This is a genomic window from Desulfotomaculum sp. 1211_IL3151 (assembly GCF_036763075.1).
Taxonomy (GTDB): Bacteria; Bacillota; Desulfotomaculia; order Desulfotomaculales; family Desulfotomaculaceae; genus Desulfotomaculum.
Genome location: NZ_JBAIYV010000050.1, coordinates 44,871 through 68,072, shown reverse-complemented (window position 1 = coordinate 68,072; position 23,202 = coordinate 44,871). Strand labels below are relative to the sequence as shown.

20 protein-coding genes and 1 riboswitch are annotated in these 23,202 nt (G+C 44.0%); of the genes, 17 read left to right on the top strand and 3 right to left on the bottom strand.

Going from position 1 to position 23,202, the window contains the following annotated elements; translation table 11 throughout:
- The first annotated feature begins 254 nt into the window (after positions 1 to 254).
- The gene (locus tag V6C11_RS13810) at positions 255 to 1,298 is read left to right on the top strand and encodes a copper amine oxidase N-terminal domain-containing protein (RefSeq protein WP_333531778.1); all 1,044 of its coding nucleotides are present in this window, start codon (positions 255 to 257) and stop codon (positions 1,296 to 1,298) included.
- 460 nt (positions 1,299 to 1,758) lie between these two features.
- Entirely contained in the window at positions 1,759 to 3,117 is a 1,359-nt protein-coding gene (gene ltrA, locus V6C11_RS13805) for a group II intron reverse transcriptase/maturase (protein ID WP_333531777.1), read from the top strand.
- Positions 3,118 to 3,575: 458 nt separating this feature from the next.
- Here the strand turns inward: ltrA and V6C11_RS13800 are convergent, their stop codons facing one another.
- Entirely contained in the window at positions 3,576 to 5,192 is a 1,617-nt protein-coding gene (locus V6C11_RS13800; RefSeq protein ID WP_333531776.1) for a methyl-accepting chemotaxis protein, read from the bottom strand.
- A 33-nt stretch (positions 5,193 to 5,225) separates the two neighbouring features.
- Entirely contained in the window at positions 5,226 to 6,308 is a 1,083-nt protein-coding gene (locus V6C11_RS13795) for an ABC transporter substrate-binding protein (protein ID WP_333531775.1), read from the bottom strand.
- Positions 6,309 to 6,380: 72 nt separating this feature from the next.
- Positions 6,381 to 6,466: riboswitch (cyclic di-GMP riboswitch) on the bottom strand.
- Between the two features lie 702 nt (positions 6,467 to 7,168).
- Here V6C11_RS13795 and V6C11_RS13790 point away from each other — a divergent pair.
- From V6C11_RS13790 to galU, 6 genes are all read left to right on the top strand, one after another.
- Entirely contained in the window at positions 7,169 to 7,549 is a 381-nt protein-coding gene (locus V6C11_RS13790; RefSeq protein WP_333531774.1) for a hypothetical protein, read from the top strand.
- Positions 7,536 to 8,582, top strand: coding sequence for a phosphodiester glycosidase family protein (locus V6C11_RS13785; protein ID WP_333531773.1), 1,047 nt, complete (start codon positions 7,536 to 7,538; stop codon positions 8,580 to 8,582). The genes V6C11_RS13790 and V6C11_RS13785 overlap by 14 nt, the downstream gene beginning before the upstream one ends.
- A 216-nt stretch (positions 8,583 to 8,798) precedes the next feature.
- On the top strand, positions 8,799 to 8,981 hold the full coding sequence (locus V6C11_RS13780; RefSeq protein WP_333531772.1) for a hypothetical protein: 183 nt from the start codon (positions 8,799 to 8,801) through the stop codon (positions 8,979 to 8,981).
- A gap of 232 nt (positions 8,982 to 9,213) precedes the next feature.
- On the top strand, positions 9,214 to 9,690 hold the full coding sequence (locus V6C11_RS13775) for a VanZ family protein (RefSeq protein ID WP_333531771.1): 477 nt from the start codon (positions 9,214 to 9,216) through the stop codon (positions 9,688 to 9,690).
- 13 nt (positions 9,691 to 9,703) lie between these two features.
- A complete protein-coding gene (gene galE / locus V6C11_RS13770; RefSeq protein WP_333531770.1) occupies positions 9,704 to 10,717 on the top strand; it encodes a UDP-glucose 4-epimerase GalE in 1,014 nt (337 codons plus the stop codon).
- Positions 10,718 to 10,835: 118 nt separating this feature from the next.
- The gene (galU, locus tag V6C11_RS13765) at positions 10,836 to 11,753 is read left to right on the top strand and encodes a UTP--glucose-1-phosphate uridylyltransferase GalU (RefSeq protein ID WP_333531769.1); all 918 of its coding nucleotides are present in this window, start codon (positions 10,836 to 10,838) and stop codon (positions 11,751 to 11,753) included.
- 645 nt (positions 11,754 to 12,398) lie between these two features.
- On the opposite strand, the gene V6C11_RS13760 is transcribed toward galU, so the two are convergent.
- Complete coding sequence (locus V6C11_RS13760; RefSeq protein WP_333531768.1) at positions 12,399 to 12,983, bottom strand: hypothetical protein; 585 nt, start codon at positions 12,981 to 12,983, stop codon at positions 12,399 to 12,401.
- A gap of 184 nt (positions 12,984 to 13,167) precedes the next feature.
- Between V6C11_RS13760 and whiA the strand changes: the two genes are divergently transcribed.
- From whiA to secG, 9 genes are all read left to right on the top strand, one after another.
- Positions 13,168 to 14,136 (top strand): DNA-binding protein WhiA, encoded by a 969-nt coding sequence (gene whiA, locus V6C11_RS13755; protein ID WP_333531767.1) that lies wholly within the window; start codon positions 13,168 to 13,170, stop codon positions 14,134 to 14,136.
- Complete coding sequence (locus tag V6C11_RS13750; RefSeq protein WP_333531766.1) at positions 14,117 to 15,127, top strand: MBL fold metallo-hydrolase; 1,011 nt, start codon at positions 14,117 to 14,119, stop codon at positions 15,125 to 15,127. The genes whiA and V6C11_RS13750 overlap by 20 nt, the downstream gene beginning before the upstream one ends.
- 36 nt (positions 15,128 to 15,163) lie before the next feature.
- Positions 15,164 to 16,588 (top strand): RNA polymerase factor sigma-54, encoded by a 1,425-nt coding sequence (gene rpoN, locus V6C11_RS13745; RefSeq protein WP_333531765.1) that lies wholly within the window; start codon positions 15,164 to 15,166, stop codon positions 16,586 to 16,588.
- A gap of 122 nt (positions 16,589 to 16,710) precedes the next feature.
- Complete coding sequence (gene gap / locus V6C11_RS13740) at positions 16,711 to 17,757, top strand: type I glyceraldehyde-3-phosphate dehydrogenase (protein ID WP_333531764.1); 1,047 nt, start codon at positions 16,711 to 16,713, stop codon at positions 17,755 to 17,757.
- Positions 17,758 to 17,759: 2 nt separating this feature from the next.
- Positions 17,760 to 18,941 carry a phosphoglycerate kinase gene (locus tag V6C11_RS13735; protein ID WP_333531763.1) on the top strand — a complete coding sequence of 394 codons (1,182 nt, stop codon included), beginning with the start codon at positions 17,760 to 17,762 and terminating at the stop codon, positions 18,939 to 18,941.
- 120 nt (positions 18,942 to 19,061) lie between these two features.
- Positions 19,062 to 19,814 carry a triose-phosphate isomerase gene (gene tpiA, locus V6C11_RS13730; protein ID WP_333531762.1) on the top strand — a complete coding sequence of 251 codons (753 nt, stop codon included), beginning with the start codon at positions 19,062 to 19,064 and terminating at the stop codon, positions 19,812 to 19,814.
- Positions 19,815 to 19,846: 32 nt separating this feature from the next.
- Complete coding sequence (gene gpmI / locus V6C11_RS13725) at positions 19,847 to 21,397, top strand: 2,3-bisphosphoglycerate-independent phosphoglycerate mutase (RefSeq protein WP_333531761.1); 1,551 nt, start codon at positions 19,847 to 19,849, stop codon at positions 21,395 to 21,397.
- A 99-nt stretch (positions 21,398 to 21,496) separates the two neighbouring features.
- Positions 21,497 to 22,783 carry a phosphopyruvate hydratase gene (gene eno, locus V6C11_RS13720; RefSeq protein ID WP_333531760.1) on the top strand — a complete coding sequence of 429 codons (1,287 nt, stop codon included), beginning with the start codon at positions 21,497 to 21,499 and terminating at the stop codon, positions 22,781 to 22,783.
- A 174-nt stretch (positions 22,784 to 22,957) separates the two neighbouring features.
- Positions 22,958 to 23,188: a preprotein translocase subunit SecG gene (gene secG, locus V6C11_RS13715; protein ID WP_333531759.1), complete on the top strand. Its 231-nt coding sequence runs from the start codon at positions 22,958 to 22,960 to the stop codon at positions 23,186 to 23,188.
- Positions 23,189 to 23,202 lie beyond the last annotated feature (14 nt).

Genomic DNA, 23,202 nt, shown 5'->3' with positions numbered 1-23,202 from the left:
TGGGTGACCGTGTTTTTTTATTTATAGAGCAAGATTAGAAAAGACATAGCAATATGTTGAAAGACAATTTTTAAAGCCAAAATTTATAATTAGTTTGAGTGAAAAAATCTAAATTATTAGGGCCAACAAGTGAATTATTTTTACAAGGCTTAAAACCATTTTTTGCCGTAAGGGGGGATAGAGAAAAGTAAAGCACCATTTTTTGACGCACATGGAAGGGCACCCCAATTAAATAATTTAAGGAGGATTTTTTTATGAAGAGATCTATTCTTTTGACCATTCTGTTGTTATTTGTTTTTAGTTTTGTTTCCCTTGCCAATGCCGGTACCACTCTAACCTTAGATAAGGCATCCTTTTTGCCAGGACCCAACCAAAAAGTAAAAGTTTACTACACAACTGACCATCCACTGTTTGACGATGCATGGATTGGCATCATTCCCCCAGGTGTTCCCCACGGCTCGGAAATAGAGGGTGACGCTCAGAATATCACTTACGTCTATGTTGAAGAGGCAAAGTATGATAGTAATAGCCAAAAGTACGTGGAACTCGAAGTCCCCCCTACGGCGGGGAATTACGATATCCGCATGTATAGTGCGGATCACCCCGACAATAATGGTATAGAATTGGCCTCCACTCCCTTACATGTTGGGATGTCGGTGCCCGCAACAACAACTCCGGACATAACTACCCCGGAAACAGTAACTCCTGGTACAACTACTCCCGATACAACTACGCCCGGCACAGGACAGAACACGATTCCCGGTACTACGAATGCGCCGGTTACTATCATCAACAACAGTACCACCATCAACCAGAGCACCAATACCACCACCAACAACGCCAATACAAATACCAACATCTCTGGCAGCACCATTGCCAACAGCAATATAGCAAGCAACAACAAGACCAATCAAACCACCACCAATGATAATTCCATTAAAGTAAGCCAGTATGTAAGCGTTATGGTTAATGACCAGCCCCTCCAGTCTGATGTGAAGCCCTTTGTTAACGCAGATGGTCGTACTATGCTGCCGATTAGGGCCATTGCCGAAGCATTGGGTGCCGATGTCAAATGGGATGACGCCACCCAAACAGCTACCCTCACTTTAGGAACTAGAGTGGTTGAAGTTACCCTTGGGCAAAATAGTATCTTGGTTGACGGAGTACCTATTCCTATGGATACCGCTGCAGCATCTAAAGATGGGCGGACTGTACTGCCATTGCGAGCCGTCAGTGAGGCCATGGGTGCCGATGTTGGTTGGGACCCAGCGACCTCAACGGTAAAACTTAATAAGTAGTCGAAGCAACTCTGATTGCCGGGGATGGGAATTTTTATTACCGAAAGGGGACAGTCCGTGCGCCTTCAAGCGTAGACAGCTAACTAGTAGGCCGGAAGCGAAAGCTGAAGTGATTGAGCCCCGATATCCTTAATCCGGGAAGGCCGACGCGGTGGACTGTGCGGAAGGCAACATCTACCTGATTGTCACGGCAAGAGCAGGTAGGCTTCCCCGGGGTCGTAGAACCTGGCATGCTAGATATTGTTATGATGCGTCAACTTGGGAGAACTCACCTGTCCTTCCCTAACCGGGGAGTATGGCCAACGAGCGATAATAAAGCAAGGAAGCCAAATGGCAGTTGAGTAGTCGGATGACGGCATAGTACCCATGAAACGGTGTAATTCCCGTGGAGGAAAGGCTGTCACATACTATCGTTCCTACCAAGGACACACAATCTACACAAACGGAGGTAGAAAGAATTGTGGAAACAAAACTGGCTGGAATAGCAAGAGTAGCCAAGGAAAGACCTCAAGAAAAGTTCACGTCCTTAGCCCACCTGATCAACGCAGAAACGCTGATGCAGTGCCACTTTGAAATGAAAGGTAACAAAGCCAGCGGCGTTGACCAAGTTACAAAAGAGGAATACGAAAGTAACCTGGATGAAAACCTGCAGGATTTAGTTTCTCGAATGAAAAGGCAAGCATATCGGCCTCAGCCAACACGACGAACCTATATACCCAAACCGGGTTCGGATAAAAAGAGGCCACTGGGTATTCCGGCATACGAAGATAAACTAGTACAAGCTGCACTTGCCGAAATTCTGTCTGCTATCTACGAGCAAGAATTTTTAAACAGCTCCTTTGGCTTCAGACCTAACAGAGGATGTTACGATGCCCTCAGAGTTCTCAATAAAATTGTCATCAAAGGAAACATTAACTACATTGTCGATGTAGATATTAAAGGATTTTTCGACCACGTAAACCACGAATGGCTAATCAAATTTCTAGAACATCGCATCAGTGACCCTAACATTATCCGGCTAGTCAAACGATTTCTCAAAGCAGGGATTATGGAAGAGGGAAAACGATACGAGACAGCAGAAGGCACTCCGCAAGGTGGCCTAGCCTCCCCAATCTTGTCGAACATATATTTGCACTACGTCATTGACCTATGGTTTGAAAAGAAGGTACGGAAACAATGCAAAGGGGACGCCTTCATGGTTAGATATGCCGATGATAATGTTTTCTGCTTCCAGTACGAACAAGAGGCTAAACACTTCTATCAGTTACTGCAAGAGAGGTTAGGTAAATTTGGGTTAGAAATATCCCTTGAGAAATCCAAGATTATACCATTCGGACGTAATATATGGAAGAAATACAAAGATGAAAAGGATGACGAGAACAAGCCAGGCAGTGGCAGAGTTACCAAACCGGAAACCTTCGACTTCCTAGGTTTCACACACTACTGTAGCCAGAGCCTGAATGGGAAATTCCGAGTTAAGCGCAAGACCAGCAGAAAGAAATACCAAGCCAGCCTACTCCGGTGCAAGCTATGGATCCAAGCGAATCGGCATATGCCTATAAGCTTACTCATGGAGGAATTAAGGTTAACACTGCAAGGTTATTATCGTTACTACGGCGTGACGGACAACAGCGAAATGCCACGTAAATTCCTAGACGAAGTCAAAAAGTATCTATTCAAGAACCTCAATCGAAGAAGTCAAAGAAGAAGTTGCAACTGGAACAAATTTACGTTGTTATTCAAGAAATATCCTCTGCCAAGTCCCAGAATATACGTGAACATATTTGAACTAAGAGCGCACATTGGCTACATCAAGTAAATGGTAGTATGAAGAGCCGTATGCCTTAATTGGGCACGTCCGGTTCTGTGAGGGTACCAGGGCCAATTTAACCATAGAGCAGCAGCCTCCTAAGTTAAAGAGCCCTGCTCTACTCGACCCATTTACATTACCGACTTAACGTGGTAAAGCGTTTAAATTAACAAAACTCCTCCGCTGGATTACTCGGCAGAGGAGTTTTCACATAAGGTCAAATTAATAATGTCGTTGATTACAAATAGGGTACACATATAGCTGGGAATACATAATTAACAAACGCGCTGCACCTGCCGGGGATGGAACTATTCAGGAAAGGGATTTTTTAGTAACCAGCTTTGTGCAAATTATTTAACCGACTCAAGTAAAGAGTACATTTACTAGAAGGAATGTAGTGGTACGTTTTGCTGTTCTCTTTGTTTTCAAGGGCCGACACCTATCTCATTTCAAACGCGGCATTACTTCTAAATTTTAAATTTTTCAACTAACACATTAAGATCACCTGCTAACTTATCTAAACTTTCGGTGGCCGCAGATGTTTCTTCCATGGTAGCAGTTTGTTCCTCGGTGGTGGCTGCAACATTTTGGATACCTGCGGTGACCTGTTGTGTCGACGCTGCTACTGTCTGCACCTGCTCGTTTAGTTCCTTAACAGTATGGATAATTTCAGTAAAATCGAGTCCGACTTCTTTAGCAATCTGGTTTCCTTGTTCAACTTTTTGGTTACCTAACTGTACGGCATTCAAAGAATGCTTGGCCACTTCGTTAATATCATTAATTAAACCTTTAATCTCGTTGGTAGAACGGGCTGATTGTTCAGCCAGCTTTCTTACTTCATCGGCTACTACGGCAAAGCCTCTACCCGCTTCACCGGCTCTGGCAGCCTCGATAGCTGCATTTAAGGCCAATAGGTTGGTCTGGTCGGCAATGTTGTTAATAACCTCAACAAATTGACCTACTTTACGGATCGCTGTGTTTAAGGATCCAATTGAGGTATTTATTTCCGTTGTAGCTTGGGCAATTTCATTCATTTGAACGGTTATCATTCCTACACCTTTGTACCCCTTGTCCGCATGTTTTGCAGCTAAATCAGCTTTATTTGCAGCTGCATGGATGGTTTCGCCTATATTTTCAAAGGTACCAGAGATTTCATTCATAGTGGCAGCGGTTTCAGAGGCGCCGGCAGCAGTCTGGTGAGCCTGGCTGGTTAACTGCTGGGCGGCTTCATATAATTGTTCGGTGGAGTTCTTTATATTTTCAATAACTTCCTTAAAGCCACCCTGCATTTTGTTTAATGCGTTAGCTAGATCACCTAATTCATTGTCCGACGAATATTGAATGGACTCCCTAAAGTCCCCTTCTCCAAATTTTGCCGCACCCGCTGCCATTTCTTTGATTGGTTTATTAATTGTTTGATTTAACATCCGGTATAATAAAATTGTACTTATGACCACCACAAATAAGATGGTAATGATAAAAAACCGGATAGTGCTTACGGTGGTCTGGCCGTTCTGCTGGCCCGCGTAATCCAACTGCCGCTGACTGTAAAGAGCTAATTCATTAGCGGCAAGGATATTTTGGTCTATGGAAAGATTAATTTTACGAAGGGTCTCGTTTATCATTTCAATGTTGCTGCCCTGCTGATCCTCTTTTTTCAGTTTTACAATTTCGTTAACATCATTTTCATAGGCGGCATGTTTGTCTGATAAATCCTTTAATCGTTTTTGACCCTCGGTGCTAGAAATCTTTTCCCCTAAGAATGAACGCTTAGCCTTAAAGTCGTTGTTATCCCCCGCAGCAAAGAGTAAGTATTTTTCATCGCCCGTAGATAAAAAAGACCGTATATTTAAGGCGTGGCTCTCAAAAATAGCAACTAAATCCTTTGCCTCACTAACTGCTCTGGCATCTTTATCAATTAATTCGCCATAAGAATTGTCAATATTAGTCATTTGTATGAATGCGTAGCCACTAATGGCTACAATTACTAGCAATAGACAAAAGAAAATGCCCATTAATCTACTTTTTACACTGGCTAAAAACCGTAGTTTTTTTGCTTTTTTTCTTGCAGAACTTTTTACCATTATTTTTCCTCCTTACAGAATAAATGTGTATCATTAATCCCCTTTCTGTAAGTTTTTCAGGAATTTATCCGTTACGTAAAATTGGTTTTTTTCTAATTTTTCCTTGTCACGGGCTGTTATTCTTCCTTGTTCTTCAAAGAATGTGGCTAGTTCTTGCATATTGCTGATTAACGGACTGTTATTCTTGGCATCAACATGAAATAAGCTTAATTGTTCGTTTAAATCAAAGACAGGTCGCAACTCAAATTCCTTCTGAATCATTTCTTCACTTATGTTCATTTTTGCAGAATTATTATAATAATCATAAAGAGCACTTTCACATTCGACTGGGTTTTTCTTCATTTCATTTAAACCTCTTATGTACATTTCCAACCACTTGTTAACTAAATCCGGATTTTGATCGGCAAAGTCTTTATCCGCCACAACTAAGCCCAATACCTTTGCTCCTGCGGCTTTACCTGATGAAACTTTAACCCAACCCTTTTCTTCTGCCTTATAGCTAGAGGGAGCCCAAAATTGAACAATATCGCCTTGGCCTTCTTCAAAAAATTTAAAGGCTTGGCCTTGATCCGTGTTTACTATTTTAACCTCATTCGAATTTACTCCCATTGCTTTTAAAGTGGCTAAGGTGGCAAAGTGGCCGGTAGACATGGAGGTTGTAAGTATGATTTTTCCCTTATAATCCTCAGGTGAGCCATAAATATCTGGGTGCTTGGGGTTAGCCCCTTTATTTTGAAGCAACGGACTATCTAGTCTTACCCAAAGATCATTGGTCTGCGACTCATCGTTAGAGATAGCAATGATGTAGCTATCATAGCGTAACGCTGCCAGTAGGGATGGAGCGGCACCCATAACGCCAATATCCCACTCCTTCTTACCAAGTGCCGCCACTTGATCGCCACCCGCCGTGTAGCTCTTGAAATCGACACTAATTCCTGCTTCCTTTGCCCAGCCCTTTTGTATTCCCAGCCAGGTGGGCAAAGCATGGTAAGCAGGCTGATGGGCAACTCTCACCACGGGTAGCCCATTCTTACTCTGGATATTTGCGGTTTCTGTTTTACTACAGCCAAATAAAAAAAGTGCTAAAAGAACAATCATAAAAATTATTTTTTTCAATATCAATACCTCCTGAACATATGATCCTCCCAAAAGAAAAAGCAGAGCCGTCTAACTTGCTCTGCAAGAATGTTCGACGGCTTGGCAGTCATGGCCAATGTGGCTTTAGACCCATAGCTTTGCGTCCCTAACTTTCGATAGGTTTGCCATTATCGTTAAATCATTTTTAGTTAAAAAGTGGTATTGTAATATGTAAATAAGCTTGATGGGGTGTGAAGGAAGAAATTTGTATGATATCCTGGTTCCGCCTTTTCCTAAGGGTAATCATATTTTATGATGCAAAAGGTATGCCGGATAAAAAGATAGATAAATCAGACCATTTGTAAATTATTTTTAGCTTACTGTGCAATATCACACTACACTAAATTTTTGCTGTGTTTTACATCAGTAATAGCCCATTTTATTGAGTTGTAGAATTGCAATGCGCTGTGCGTGTTTGCAATGTTTAATGTGCGTATTCTTCTTCAGATAAAGGATAGACTGCTGGATTTTCGGGATATACAGGGAATGATGTGCTGATCCAGTATATCGTTGTTGCAGCTGTTGCCCAGAGAGAAACTGAAATCCCCTCCTCGGGACCTGCAATTTTACCCAGAAGGGGTCGGTCCTCACTTGCGTCAGTATTTAGACGATAAAAACTGGGGAGGGTTTGTATAATGGAACTGAGGGAAAAATAGCTCTCCTTCAGGCTAAAACGGTCACCCATAAAGACAGAAACAATCTTTGAAATGGGGGTTATCCAATACCACAGGGGTAGGTTACCTGTGGTATTTTATTTAGGATTTTTGACAGGAATCAACATTTGGTTTATAGAATGATGAAGAAGAGTAAAGAAAAATGTCTTAAAGGATGGGATGATGTTGAAAAATCAACTGGAGTCTACAGGAAGTACGAAGGAACAGACGAATAAGCGTTATCAATTTTTTGCGGGGATAATTGTTCTATGGCTAATTATTTTCATGGGCTCAGCTTACCTTGCCAAAGACTATATCGATAAAACCATGTTAAGTGTACAGCAAACTAACGCTATGAATGTGCAAGGCCTGGAGTCACGACTAGGGGTTCTTAGTGAAGAGATGAAGCAAATTAAAGAATTATTGCAGAATACAGACCAAACCCTTACCAGTTCTGACTCAACCCAAAAGGCCCTGAGAGATAAGATTAACGAACTAGATAAACAACTACAAGCTCTGGAGAAAAGCCTAAATGTATTAAAGGAGGCCCCTGATGCGAACCGTTAACATATTTTTTCTTCTTCTGTTCGCTCCAGTGGTTGGTTTTCTATTTACAGTTTTTAACTTCGACGACCATACCCAAGCTATGGGACTACCCCTTAAAAATACAGAAATAGCACTTCAGTCCGCCGAAATGCAGATGGAAGATATAAACAACAATATCTCTTTTATAAACCAATTGGTTGAGGAGCAAGAACGCCTATACCGGGAACAGGAAAAAGTTATCCAAGAACTGTCAAGAAAGAGCTCAAATCAAATAAGGCTGTCCGATCAGATATATGAAGAACGCATTTTGGCTATGTTAGGCCCTCCGGTAGGTTTTCATCAGTCTGATAGGGTTGAAGTAAAGGTATTTAAATTGGACGAATTAGGGTACAGGGGTTATATTGCCAAGGTAAAACTCCATGATCCATTGGCTTTTCGTGTGGTATTGGCCCAAGACAAATACGGTGAAAAGGAAACCCCCTGGGAGGCAACAAGCAGAACCGGAGCAATACTTGGCGTCAATGGTGGCGGCTTTTACAGGTTTATGCAGGATGGCCGGGAGTATACTTTACCAATAGGGAACACAGTTATTGACGGAAAACTGGTTGGAGGTTTTCAATCATCCGTTGAGGATATTTTTTTCTCCGGCATTAAACGGGATGGGGAATTAATAGGGGGTATTTTTTTTGAAAGGGATGAACTTCTTAAGCAGAAACCCTGGCAGGGAGTTAGCTTTGTGCCCATCTTAATCCAAGACGGCAAACCCGTTCCTCTGCCCCGGAAATGGCAAAATACGAAGCATCCCAGAACTATAATTGGCGAGTATGCCAATGGTGATCTGATACTAATAGTTGTAGATGGTCGTCAATCAGACTGGAGTAGTGGAGTTACTCTGGAGCGATTACAGATTAAACTGATCGAGCTGGGTGTAAAGGAAGGTTATAATCTTGACGGAGGGGGTTCGAGCGTCTTTATTTTTAATGGAAGGGTCTTAAACCGACCCTCTGATGGCATTCAGCGATCCATGGCTACCAATATCGTGGTACTTCCATAAATCTACAGACTCGTTTTAGTGCTAGCTCTAAAAAATGGCAACTTCCGTTTGGGAGGGTTTGCCATTTTTTTATTCTTTTAGAACATATTACAAATTTTGATAATTAGCTACATTTTTTAGTGTAACGCCCCTGTCATGATATTTATAGGGGGGTGATTATCAAAAAATATATGTATTTGTTGAAAACTGCGAATTTTAATAAGGGAGGTGGAATGTATGGACAACAAGACGATCATATCCAATTTAAGAGATCATGCAGGTAGAATTATGGGTTACTCGCGGTGTATTGCCCAAAAGACAAAAGATGAGGAAATATTGCTGCTCTTGGCTCATATTATAACGGAGGCTGAAGATTTACTAGATGTTGCAGACGAGGTTAAAGATAAACTAACGGAGTAGCCACACGAAACTAAACGGCTCCTCTGCTGGATTACGCCAGTAGGGGAGTTTTCATATAATAGATCCAGGTTAGTATACTATTAATGAAGGAAAAAGTCGCTAGGGTTTATTGTGTAAAAAGAAAGGGAATTTGCAGATGTAAAAAGAATTATTGGATAATAGTTGCAAATTGTAAGGGCACTATATTTAGGAAAAAATTGCAAACGGATTTATATTACGGAGAAGATTTTATATGCATAGATTGATTAAGGGTGGGCTTCGTCTCTTACCATGGGTATTTGTTATTCTATGGATGATACTTATCTTTACTTTGTCAGCCCAGCCAGCGGAACAATCGAATGGTCTAAGCAAAGGGTTAACAACAGTTATTGTAGAAACTATAGAGAAAATGGCTCCCGGGTCGGAGTTTGATATGGGAAGATTGAATCATCTGCTAAGAAAAAATGCCCATTTCTTCGCGTACCTTGTGCTAGGGGCATTGCTGGTGAATGCAATTAGAAAAGGAAGGGTTAAGGGACGGGGGGGTTATCTCTTAGCTTTCGGTATATGTGTGGCATTTGCTGTAAGTGATGAAGTACATCAACTATTTGTGCCGGGCAGGGGTGGTCAGATTAAGGATGTTTTAATAGATAGTGCCGGGGCACTTGTAGGGATCTGGATTTATGGGAGCTTAGACAGGACTAATAAGGAAAAGAAACAATTAAGCTAAAGGAGAGAGTCCATTGGCCATATTGGTTACAGGAGGAGCAGGGTACATTGGCAGTCATACCTGTGTGGAACTGCTTCATGCAGGGCATAAAATAATAGTTGTGGATAACCTTTCGAACAGCAAACCGGAGTCATTAAGGCGCATCAAGGCCCTTGCTGGTCAAGAAATTAAATTTTACGAGATCGATGTTTTGAATAAAGAAGGACTTAAAAGGGTTTTCGCGGAAAATCAAATCGAGGCAGTAATCCATTTTGCCGGGCTTAAGGCAGTGGGGGAATCTGTGACAATACCCCTGCGCTATTATCACAATAATATTACTGGGACACTGGTTCTTTGTGAGATGATGCAAAAATATGGAGTGAAGAAGCTAGTCTTTAGTTCCTCAGCCACGGTCTATGGCAATCCACAAAGCGTTCCCATATCCGAAGACTTTCCCCTCAGTGCCACCAACCCCTACGGGCGTACTAAATTAATGATTGAAGAAATATTGGAGGATCTTTATATATCCGACAAGACATGGAGTATTGCTCTGCTGCGTTATTTCAATCCCATAGGTGCCCATCGCAGCGGCCTAATTGGTGAGGACCCGGAAGGTATACCGAATAACCTGATGCCTTATATTTCACAGGTGGCAGTTGGCAAATTGAAAGAACTGAGGGTCTTTGGCCAGGATTATGCCACACCCGATGGTACAGGGGTCAGGGACTATATTCACGTGGTGGATCTAGCCATTGGGCACTTACGGGCCCTGGAAAAGATCTTACCCACCACGGGTTTAGCTGTCTACAACCTTGGTACTGGCAGGGGTTACAGTGTGCTTGAAATGATTAAGGCTTTCGAAAAAGCCTCCGGCAGAAAGGTTCCCTACACCATTGTAGACCGCCGTCCGGGTGACGTGGCCATCTGCTTTGCCGATCCAGCCAAGGCGAAAAGGGAGCTTAATTGGGTTGCCGAGAGAGGTATCGAGGAAATGTGTGCGGATACCTGGAACTGGCAGTTTAATAACCCCAATGGTTATGAGGAATAGGAAAATATTAAAAATAAATAACAAAAGCAACTATATGATCAGAATATGATATAATTTTTTGTAAAAACTTATTAATTCACCTAAAGGTTTTCTGAAAAAATTTTCGTGAGGTAAGAAGATGAAAGTACGCAAAGCTGTTATTCCTGCCGCTGGCCTTGGGACAAGGTTTCTCCCTGTTACAAAGGCCTTACCCAAAGAAATGCTGCCCATTGTTGATAAACCAACTATTCAATACATTATTGAAGAGGCGGTTAATTCTGGCATAGAAGATATTCTAATTATCACAGGCAGAGGGAAATGGCCCATTGTCGACTACTTTGACCGTTGTCCCGAATTGGAAGCTGCCCTGGGGGGCAAGGGTAAATCCGAAGAGTTAGAAACCATTATTAACCTTACCCAGATGGCCAATATTCACTACATAAGACAGAATGAGCCCCTCGGTTTAGGACATGCGGTGCACTGTGCAAAATCCTTTATGGGCAATGAACCCTTTGCGGTGCTATTAGGTGATGATATTATAAAATCAAAGATTCCCGCCTTGAAGCAGTTAATCGATATTGCTGAGAAAAATCACGCCAGTGTCATTGGTGTACGGGAAGTAGCGGTTTCCGATGTTAATAAATATGGCATCATCCAACCCGGTGAAAGTATGGGACAGGTATACCAGGTAAAGGATTTAGTGGAGAAACCTGCCCCGGAAAAGGCACCCTCTCGACTGGCCATTATGGGTCGCTATATACTAAATGCTTCGATTTTTGACTGTTTAGAAAATTTGCCAATTGGTGCAGGTGGCGAGATCCAGCTTACCGATGCCCTGAGGGTCCAAGCCCAAAGGGAGCGAGTTTATGCCTGTATGTTCGAGGGCATCCGCTATGATGCTGGGGACAAGCTGGGCTATTTAAAGGCCACTGTTGAATATGCCCTGGAATCGCCAGACTTTGGCTTAGAGTTTGCCAGGTATCTGGATGAGTTGCATCAAAAACGCAGTAATTTTACCAAGGCGGTTGCTGAAGTAGCCGCTGCCAAGGAGGAGTAATAATATCTCATACGGTGAATATGTTAGATTTTAGGAGTTGCCGTAAATGTTTTGAAAAAGTTGCAAAATTTAGTTAAATAATGGGGAAATATTCCTGGTAAGTTATCTAACAAGCCATTTGACAAAGGAGATTGAACGAGGACAGATTTGACGCCAGGGAAGATGAGGTTATTGATCTAAGAGATATCTGTCGCATAATCAAGAAAGGTAAATGGGTATGAATAAGCCTACCGCTAATTGCCATGCTTACCAGTGGTAGTATCAGTTTTTTTGTTTTAACCCCTCGTTATGAAGCCTCTACCACCTTAATGGTTGGTAAAACCTATTCCGGCCAGGATGCTATGATGCTGCAACATAACTACCAAAGGCTTTGCTGGTGGTGTAGGCAATGGAATACAAAGGGAAACCTTCCTGGGGCTAAAAAGAGCTTGATTGACAGCCATTGCCACATACTGCCGGGCGTGGATGACGGCCCAAAGAATCTTGAGGCATAACTCATGATTGTCCAAAAATGCAAGAATATCTTCTAAAATAAGGGGGAGTATCGCACTACTTGTTTAAGTGGTAAGCGAGACTCCCCTTGTTTTCATAATCTAATTTTATTGTGGAACCGGCCTATTATTACCTAGGCTCTTCCCAGTTGTGTCAAAACCATGCCAAATAATCCTCGTTCCATTGGATGGGTAGTTTCCCTGGCCCAACACGATGAGCCTGATCCGATGTAAGGGAAGAATTATTGATTCGCTGCCAGGACAGATATCGATCAAAATCTGAAATCGGTTTTACATCGTCAATACTTATGTCAGACTGATCCGACGCACTTGGATATAATATAATCAGGTCGGGCATCTCCGGCTTGGTGGATATAAAATTATTTAGGGTCATTAAGGTACTCCAACTAGAGCCGTCTATACTTGCCAGGGAAAAGAGGGATACTTTACAGCTAAATTCTGTGGACAGCTTATTCACCAACTTTTTCTGCTGTTCCTTGGAGGTGGCCCCGCTAGATCCTAAAACCGCAATGTTTATGGGCTGACTTAACTGTAGTTTCGTGTAAAGATTGACAGATAGTGAGGTTGATGCAAGATCAGAGGCATTTTGTGTAGTCGCTCCCTTATGCTCCTTCGCAAATAGGTATTTGTAGCTAACCCCACCCGCCGATATCAGAAGGCCTAAGGTAAGTGCTGATACGATAATAATTTTTTGTATTTGCTCAAAACTTCTACGCAAGAAAATCACTCCCCAGAATATTATAAGTGGAAATCATTGGTAAGGAAAGCCCTTTGTCTATTTAGCAACAAAAAACAAACCAGACATATCGGTCAATTACAGAATTTTTGGTATAAAATTTGCAACAGACCATTCTGTACTATTTTAACTGTGGTATAATATCCATTGGAGTGGAGGGTTTGATATGTCCTTCTCGGCAGTAACGAAAAATGAATTGGCTCGTGTAGTTGGAAATAAACAATGCTGCCGTTTGGCGGAACTGGCTGCCCTGATTAAAATGGATGGCAGTGTGCAGATAAACGGTATGAGGAGATTTTCTTTAAATATAGTTACGGAAAATGCTGCCGTAGCCAGAAAAATATTTACACTATTAAAAAATCAATTTGGACTGGCCACGGAGATCATGGTGCGGCGCAAAGTAAGGTTGCGGAAAAATAATGTTTATTTAGTTCGTATTCCTCCCCAACCAGGCATCGATGGGATTTTTAAGGCCCTGGGCTTTGAGGCCGGAGGTTTTAGTTTCACAGAAGAGGGTATTGTCAAGGACTTAATCTCCCGGGATTGTTGCCGCAAGGCCTATCTAAGGGGTGCCTTTTTGGGTGGTGGCTCTGTTAATAACCCGGAGGGGACCTATCATTTAGAAATTATTACGGATAATTTAAGGCATGCACAGGATCTAACAGAACTGATGCAGTACTTTAACCTGCCCGCTAAGGTTAGCCCGAGAAAAAACTGGCATGTGGTTTATCTGAAGGGCAGTGAACAAATTATTGACTGTTTGAATTTGATGGGGGCCCACTCGGCCCTGCTGGATTTTGAGAATGCCCGCATTTATAAGGATATGCGTAACCAGGTAAACCGGCTGGTCAATTGTGAAACGGCCAACTTGAATAAAACTGTCAATGCTGCGGTAAGGCAGCTAGAAAATATTAAGTATCTAACAGAAACCATCGGACTGGACAAATTGCCAAAGGCCCTGCGGGAAGCGGCAGAATACCGTTTGGAGCATCCGGATGCCAGCCTGAAAGAACTGGGAGAGCTATGGGATCCCCCGGTGGGTAAGTCTGGTGTCAACCATCGCATGCGTAAAATAGAACGTATGGCGGAAAGGCTTCGTTCTAGGAAGGAAGAACATGGACCTAAACAAAATTGATCAGGAATTGAGGAAAAAAACAGGGGTCGCTGCTTATGAATCCTTTTGCAATTATCGACATCGGGAGGAGCCTGGAGCCGCAGCTCCAGGTACCAGTGTGCTTTTTTTAGGTACTGGCGGTAATCCCGAGGCGGTTTTTAGCCAGGTTCCCCGGACTGCTGGCTTTATCCTCACGGTGGGTGGGGTAAGGCTTTATGTGGACCCAGGGCCAGGGGCGGTGGTACGGGCCCGGGAGGCTGACTTTGACTTAGGTACCTTGGACGGAGTATATATTTCCCATGGTCATTTGGATCACTATGCCGGTGCAGAGGCCGTGATAGAGGCCATGTGTTGGGGCATGTTTTGCCGCAGGGGTTTGGTATTGGCACCAGGCCAAGTTTTGGAACGAGAGCGACTGATCAGCATCTATCACCAGGGCAAGGATAGTCTTTCAGGGTATAAGGGAGGCCCCGCAGTAAAAAAACTTGTACCTTTGCAGCCTGTTGCCATTGGGGATGTCACCCTGAATCCGGTACCGGCCCATCATGCTGAAGAAAATTATGGATTTATTTTAAGGACAGGGAATCTTACCCTTGGCTACACCAGCGACACAAATTACATCAAGGGTTATACCACACCCAAAGGAGTCAAGGATTTATCCTATCGGGGACCTATTACAGATTTAGTGGATATTGTGGATTACCGTGAGGACATTAAGCAAGCTTTTAGCCAGGTTGACGTCCTTATTGCCAATGTCACCAGTCATAATGTGTATGCCCATCGGCATATAACCACATTGGGGCTAGCCCATCTACTTAGGAACAGTAATGTCAAACTTTGTATTATGACACATTTCAACCATTGCTGCCTGCGTCCGGAAGATCTACGTCCCGCCATGGCCTACTATGTGGAGAAAAAGAGCGGGGTCAAAACACTTTATGCGGATGACGGTGCACACTTTAATATTGAGAAATTACTCGAATCAGGACAGGATAGTGGGGTTAATGGATAAACGCTAACAGCAATTACTAAAGGAGAGTGATGGATCTTGCGAATAGATTTTGGACTTAATTTGGAGCAGACCCAAAAACTTATTATGACACCGGAACTTCGTCAGGCCATCACGGTATTACAATTGTCCTCCCTTGAATTGGTGGAATATGTTGAGCAACAGGTATTAGAGAATCCCATGCTGGAAGTAAAAGATCATGACCAGGAGCGCGGCGAAGAAATAGCTGCTCCCCAGGAGGATGTAGACATAGATAGCAACAATCCCAAGAAGGAATTGGATCTGGACTGGGAAGAATATTTTCAGGATCGCAGTGACCTTGGTCTTTCTCCCATACGGGGTCAAAGGGAAATTTCAGAACAACCGGGCTATGAGCAATTTGTTAGTCAAGCCCCTACGCTAATAGAGCATTTAACCTTCCAACTTAGCCTTAGCCGGGCAAGTAAAGAGCTTAAGCAGATTGTGCAATACTTAATTGGCAACATCGATTCCAGGGGCTACTTGGGTATTGATCTGGAGGATGCGAATGAACAACTGGGTGTAGGAACACCAAGGTTAGAAGAAGCCTTAAAGGTGCTGCAAGGTTTTGACCCACCAGGAGTGGGGGCAAGAAATTTACAGGAATGCCTGAGGATTCAATTGGATTTTTTGAAGATTGATAATCAACTTGTAAAAGTACTGATCGATGAGTATTTACCAGACCTGGCCAGTGGTCGGCTAGCTAAAATTGCTGTCAAATTAAATGTTTCTCCCCTGGAGGTGCAGGAGGCAGCGGATATATTGAAAAAGCTGGAACCAAAGCCAGGTAGAAATTTAACCCAACACGACGAATTGCGTTATATTACTCCCGATGTGGTGGTGGAGAGGGTGGAGGGGCAATACATTATTTTAGTTAATGATGTAGCTATTCCAAGACTTTCCATTAACAATACCTATCGTACGGTATTATCTAAAAATAGTTCCGCAGATCAGAATACGAAACAGTTTGTTGAGGAAAAATTAAATGCAGCGGCTTGGTTAATCCGCAGTATTGAACAGCGGCGCTTAACCCTATATAAGGTTGCCAATTGTTTAGTAGATTTGCAGCGGGAATTTTTAGAACATGGAGTAAAGGGCCTTAAGCCTTTGAATTTAAAAAAAGTAGCAGATATAGTAGGTGTCCATGAATCCACGGTCAGTCGTGCCACTTCGAATAAGTACATTCAGACTCCTCAGGGAGTCTTTGAAATGAAGTATTTTTTTTCCACTGGTCTCAGTGATACCAGTGGCTCTCAGGTATCCTCAGAAAGCCTAAAAAAGATTTTACAGGAGATTATTCAAGAGGAAGATACCTCTGCTCCCTTAAGTGATCAAAAGATTGCCGAAATGTTTGGACAGCGGGGGATCAAGATATCTCGGCGAACGGTAACCAAATACCGTGATGAATTGGGCATTCCTGCCACAACCAGAAGAAAAAGATATTAAAATTTATCATTTATGCAGGGAATTTACGATTAATGTTGAAAACATTTCCTGAATGAGACATACAATTTAATAGGAGCACAATGTATTGTGACATAATAAATTTTTAAGGAGTGGTTTTGCAAATGGCACCTATTAAAGTGGGTATTAATGGTTTTGGACGTATCGGAAGAAATGTGCTGCGTTGCGCCATCGAGCGTAACGAGTTTGAAGTAGCATTAGTTAACCATAAATCCCGTCGTCTAGATTTTAAAGCAATCAACGATCTAACCTATGCCCAGACTTTAGCACACCTCTTAAAGTATGACTCGGTGCATGGTATTTTGAATGCAGATGTATCCGCCACGGAAGACAGTATCATTATTAATGGTAAGGAGATTAAAGTAATAGCCGAAGGGGACCCAGCCAAACTGCCCTGGAAAGAACTAGGCGTAGATATTGTGATTGAGTCCACTGGTCGCTTTACCAAAGGTCCCGATGCTGCTAAACACCTGGAGGCAGGAGCCAAGAAAATCATTATTTCTGCTCCTGGCAAAGAAGTAGATGGCACCTTTGTCATGGGTGTTAACGATGATCAATATGATCCTGCTAAGCACCACATTATTTCCAATGCTTCCTGTACCACCAACTGCTTAGCCCCGGTGGCTAAAGTTATCAATGACAACTTCGGAATTATCAAAGGTTTAATGACCACTGTTCACTCATATACAAATGACCAGCAAATTCTTGATCTACCTCACAAGGACCTGCGTAGAGCTAGGGCTGCGGGCATGTCCATCATTCCCACCACCACGGGTGCAGCCAAGGCAGTTGCTTTGGTACTGCCTGAGCTGAAGGGCAAACTAAATGGCTTTGCCATGCGGGTTCCCACCCCCAACGTATCCGTTGTGGATCTGGTGGTTGAATTAGAAAAAGCAACCTCTGCTGAAGAAATTAATGCCACCCTAAAGGCAGCAGCCGAAGGAAAGATGAAGGGTATTCTGGAGTTTAATCAACTGCCGCTGGTATCCAAAGACTTTAATGGCAATCCCAATTCCTCTATTGTAGACGGTCTGTCTACCATGGTTATTGATGGTAACTTAGCTAAGGTAATTGCCTGGTATGATAACGAATGGGGTTATTCCAACCGGGTGCTTGACTTAGCACTGATGGTAGCTGAAAAGGGGCTGTAAACATGCTAAAGAAGTCTGTCAAGGATGTTGATGTCAAAGGTAAAAGAGTCTTTGTCCGGGTGGATTTTAACGTACCTTTGGCTGGAGGGAATATTACCGATGATACCCGTATCCAAAGGGCTTTACCGACCATTCAATATTTAATGGAACAGGGAGCCAAGGTCATCCTAGCTTCCCACCTGGGTCGTCCCAAGGGGGAAGTGGTGGAAAAATATCGTTTGACTCCGGTAGCCAAACGACTGTCCGAACTGCTGGGTAAAGAAGTAATCAAGGTAAATGATTCCGTAGGAACAGAACCCCAGCAGGCCATTGCCAAGATGAACGAAGGCGATGTGCTGCTGCTGGAAAATGTTCGCTTCCACGGTGAAGAAACAAAAAATGATGAGAAGCATGCCAGACAGATGGCTGAATTGGCGGAGCTTTTTGTCAACGATGCCTTTGGGGCGGCCCACCGGGCCCATGCTTCCACTACTGGAATTGCTGAATATCTACCTGCGGTGGCGGGATTTTTGATGGAAAAGGAACTTGCTAACCTGGGTAAGGCAGTTTCTAACCCCGAGCGTCCCTTTGTGGCCATCATTGGTGGCGCCAAGGTTTCGGATAAGATTGGTGTAATTGATACTTTGCTAGATAAGGTTGATACGTTGATTGTCGGTGGTGGCATGGCGAATACCTTCTTAAAGGCCCAGGGCTATGACATCGGTAAATCTCTGGTGGAACCAGATAAAATTGAGCTGGCCAAAAAATTGCTGGAACGGGCCAAAACTCAAAAGGTAGAATTCTTGTTGCCCGGCGATGCAGTGGCGGCACTGGCGATGGAACCAACCACCCAGCAAAAGGTTGTACCAGTGAACGAAGTTCCGGCAGATTGGATGATTCTGGATATTGGTCCAGCAACCGCAGAACGCTATGCTGTTGCAGCCCGCAATGCAGCCACTGTGATTTGGAATGGTCCTATGGGTGTCTTTGAAATGGAGGCCTTCGCTAAGGGGACCGAAGCCGTGGCCAAAGCTTTAGGTGAGTCCCAGGGCACCACCATTGTAGGCGGTGGAGATTCTGTGGCGGCTATAAATAAAATGGGGGTTGCTGATAAGATCAGCCATATTTCCACCGGTGGAGGGGCATCTCTGGAATTCCTCGAAGGAAAAGTACTGCCAGGGGTAGCTGCACTGCAGGACAAATAAAATATCATGCAAAATATTTTTATATAAATAGAAGGTTTTTAGGTAAGAAGTGAGAAGAGAAGTAAGGGTTTGAAACCCACTGCTAACTTCTCACTTCTCGTATTTCAAGGGGGTGTTATTTTGAGGCAAATTATTATCGCTGGAAATTGGAAAATGCATAAAACTGTGGCCGAAGCGGTAAGCTTTGTGGAGGAACTAAAACAAAAGAATCATGGCACCGAGGTTGAAGCTGTGGTTTGTCCGACCTTTACAGCACTGGCAGCGGTGGCAGAAGCCCTAAAGGGAAGCAATATTGCCCTGGGGGCCCAAAATATGCACTGGGAGACCCAGGGGGCCTATACCGGGGAGATATCCCCGGCCATGTTAAAGGAACTGGGGGTTAAATATGTAATTTTAGGCCACTCCGAAAGACGGCAGTTCTTTGGGGAAACGGATCAGGGAGTCAACCTAAAGGTAAAGGCCGCTTTGGCCTTTGGTTTGGTACCCATTGTTTGTGTGGGTGAAACCCTGGAGCAGCGGGAAGCAGGTACCACTGAGGAAATTGTAACCCTGCAGACGGAGGGGGCTTTAAAGGATCTGACCCCTGAGCAAGTGGCAGGTCTCGTCATTGCCTACGAACCAATCTGGGCCATTGGTACCGGCAGGACGGCTTCTGATGAGGATGCCCAGCAGGTCAATCAAAGCATTCGTCAAGTGATTGCCCAGCGGTTCGGCAGTGCTGCGGCAGAAGCAGTTCGAATTCAATATGGCGGCAGTGTGAAGCCGGGTAATGCCCGGGGGCTGATGTCCCAACCAGATATTGACGGAGGCCTGGTGGGCGGTGCAAGCTTGAAGGTGGAGGATTTTGCAGGAATTATCGAAAATTGCAGGTAATTTCTACCCTCGCAAAGAGGAGGTTCCAAATTTTGAGTCAAAATAGTCAGCCCCTGGCCTTGATTATATTGGACGGTTGGGGGTTAAATAAAGAGGAGCATGGTAATGCCATAGCCCAGGCCCAGACACCAAATATGAAGAATTATTTAGCGAATTATCTCCATACAACCCTAGTCTGCTCCGGGGAGGCAGTGGGTCTGCCCGCAGGCCAAATGGGCAACTCCGAAGTGGGGCACCTAAATATTGGTGCCGGACGGGTGGTTTACCAGGAATTAACCCGTATCACCAAGGCCATTCAAGAAGGGGATTTTTTTCAAAATCCAGAACTCTTGAGGGCTATAAAGTGTGTCAAGGAAAAGGATACGGCCCTACATATTATGGGTTTGCTTTCAGACGGTGGTGTACATAGCCACATTAAACATATATTTGCGGTACTTAAACTGGCAGCCCAGCAGGGCCTAACAAAGGTGTATTTTCATGCCTTTTTGGATGGCCGGGATGTATCTCCTTCCAGTGCCAAGCTTTATATGAGGGCACTGCTTAAAAAAATGGAAGAAGAACAGGTAGGGCAGGTGGCTACAGTCAGTGGCAGGTATTATGCCATGGATCGGGATCGCCGCTGGGAGCGTACAGAATTAGCCTATAGGGCCATGGTTTATGCCGAAGGGCTACATGCCAACTCCCCCTTGGAAGCCATCGATGTGGCCTATGAGCGGGGGGAAACGGATGAGTTTGTTAAGCCCACCCTGGTTACGGATGACAGTAAACAGCCCTTGGTTAAGATTGCCGATGGGGATGCACTGGTCTTCATAAATTTCCGGCCAGACAGGGCCAGACAAATTACCCGGGCCTTTGTGGATGAAGAATTCACTGGTTTTGACCGGGGTCCTGCTCGGCCAAAGGTACATTTTGTCTGCATGACAGTCTATGATAAAACCATTGAAGCAGCAGTGGCCTTTCCCCCTCATAAGCTGGTAAACACCCTGGGGGAATGGTTGAGTATGCAGGGTAAGAAGCAATTGAGGCTAGCCGAGACGGAAAAATATGCCCATGTTACTTTCTTTTTTAATGGTGGCGTGGAATCACCCAATCCCAATGAGGAGAGGGTACTGATTCCGTCACCCAAGGTAGCCACCTATGACTTAAAACCGGAGATGTCCGCCAATGAGGTGACAGAGGCCTTTATCACTAATATTAATAAAGGAATCTTTGACGTCTTCATTACCAACTATGCCAACCCAGACATGGTGGGACATACCGGAGATCTAGCAGCAACGATAACCGCCATTGAAACAGTAGATAGATGCCTGGATCGGGTGGTTTCGGCCCTATTAGAGAAGGACGGAATAGTCATTATTACCGCTGACCACGGTAATGCCGAAAAAATGCAAGATGAAAAAGACGGTCCCTACACAGCCCACACCACCAACCCGGTACCCTTTATACTAATGGGAAAACAATACCAGACCGCTAAACTAAGAGATGATGGCAGCCTGGCTGATATAGCACCCACTATGCTGGATATCCTGGGCCTGCCTAAGCCGGGGGAAATGACGGGCAGCAGCCTTTTGCTGAAGGGATAGGCGTTGGGGTCTAGCCTTCAGCCGTCAGCTTTTTTACATGTGCCCCATTTTTATTGCCAAGCAATGAAAAATATGAAAAAACCATAGGAGGTATGTACATTGACAATAATCAGTGATGTTTTTGCCCGGGAGATTCTGGATTCCCGGGGTAATCCCACCTTGGAAGCAGAAGTATGGTTAGAAGACGGTACGGTGGGCAGGGCCGCTGTACCGTCCGGTGCTTCAACGGGTGCCTATGAAGCAGTTGAGTTGCGGGATGGTGATAAAGGGCGTTATCTGGGCAAGGGTGTTATTCAAGCAGTGGATAATGTTAATGAAATTATTGGGCCGGAACTGATTGGTATGGATGTTACAGACCAAATCGGTATTGACAGCCTCATGATCGACTTGGATGGCACGCCGAACAAAGGGAAATTGGGTGCCAATGCGATCCTGGGTGTTTCTTTGGCTGTGGCCAAGGCCGCTGCCAACTACTTTGACCTGCCCTTATACCAGTACATCGGTGGTGTAAATGCCAAGGAATTACCAGTACCAATGATGAATATTCTTAACGGCGGTGCCCATGCTGACAATAACGTAGATATTCAAGAGTTTATGGTTCTGCCAGTGGGTGCTGAAAGCTTTTCCGAGGGACTTCGGATGGGTGCTGAAATTTTCCACAACCTAAAGTCTGTGCTGAAGGCCCGGGGTTTAAACACGGCTGTGGGTGATGAAGGTGGCTTCGCTCCCAACCTAAAGAGCAACGAAGAGGCCCTGGCTGTTATTATCGAAGCCATAGAAAAGGCTGGCTATAAGCCAGGACAGGATGTATACTTAGGATTGGACGTTGCAGCCACAGAAATGTACAAGGACGGTAAATATCTGCTGGAGGGTGAAGGGGTAACCTATACAGCCGATGAAATGATCGCTTTCTACCAGAAATTGGTAGATAAGTACCCCATTATTACCATTGAAGATGGGTTATCCGAAGATGATTGGGAAGGTTGGGCTAAACTAACCCAAACCCTAGGCCAAAAAATTCAGCTGGTGGGGGATGACCTCTTTGTAACGAATACCGAGCGTTTAGCCAAAGGGATTAAAGGCGGCGTAGCCAATTCGATCCTCATTAAAGTAAACCAAATTGGTACCCTTACGGAAACTCTGGATGCCATCGAAATGGCCAAGCGTGCCGGTTATACCGCTGTGGTATCCCACCGCTCCGGTGAAACCGATGATACCACCATCGCTGATTTGTCTGTAGCTACCAATGCAGGACAAATTAAGACGGGCGCACCTTCCAGAACAGACCGGGTTGCCAAATATAATCAATTACTACGTATAGAAGAGGAGCTTGGCCCTATAGCACGTTATCGTGGTAAAGAAGTCTTTTACAATTTAAAGTACTAGGGGTTTGTTAAAATAATCACATAACCTGCGAAAATAGGAGCCAGGGAGTGTAAGAAAGAGCCTTGGCTACCTATTTTTACATGTACAAAGATTGTCACTTATTTCACGTTGTGCTATAATACAAAAGTATACAAGACCTTTTTTTTACATATACCAAGAAAAGGAGGTGGAGTTTTGTTAAAAGGTCTAGTGACTGCCATTCATGTACTAATCGCAGTATCATTGATAGCATCGATTCTGCTGCAGTCAGGTAAGAGTGCCGGTTTGTCCGGTGCCATTGCCGGCGGGGCTGAGCAACTGTTTGGGGGAAAGAAGAAAGGTTTAGATGAAAAACTCGGCAGGCTCACAGCCTTTATCGCTATTGCCTTTGCAATTACTTCGATGGTTTTAGTGGTATGGAAGTAGGTCCTAAGTAATGA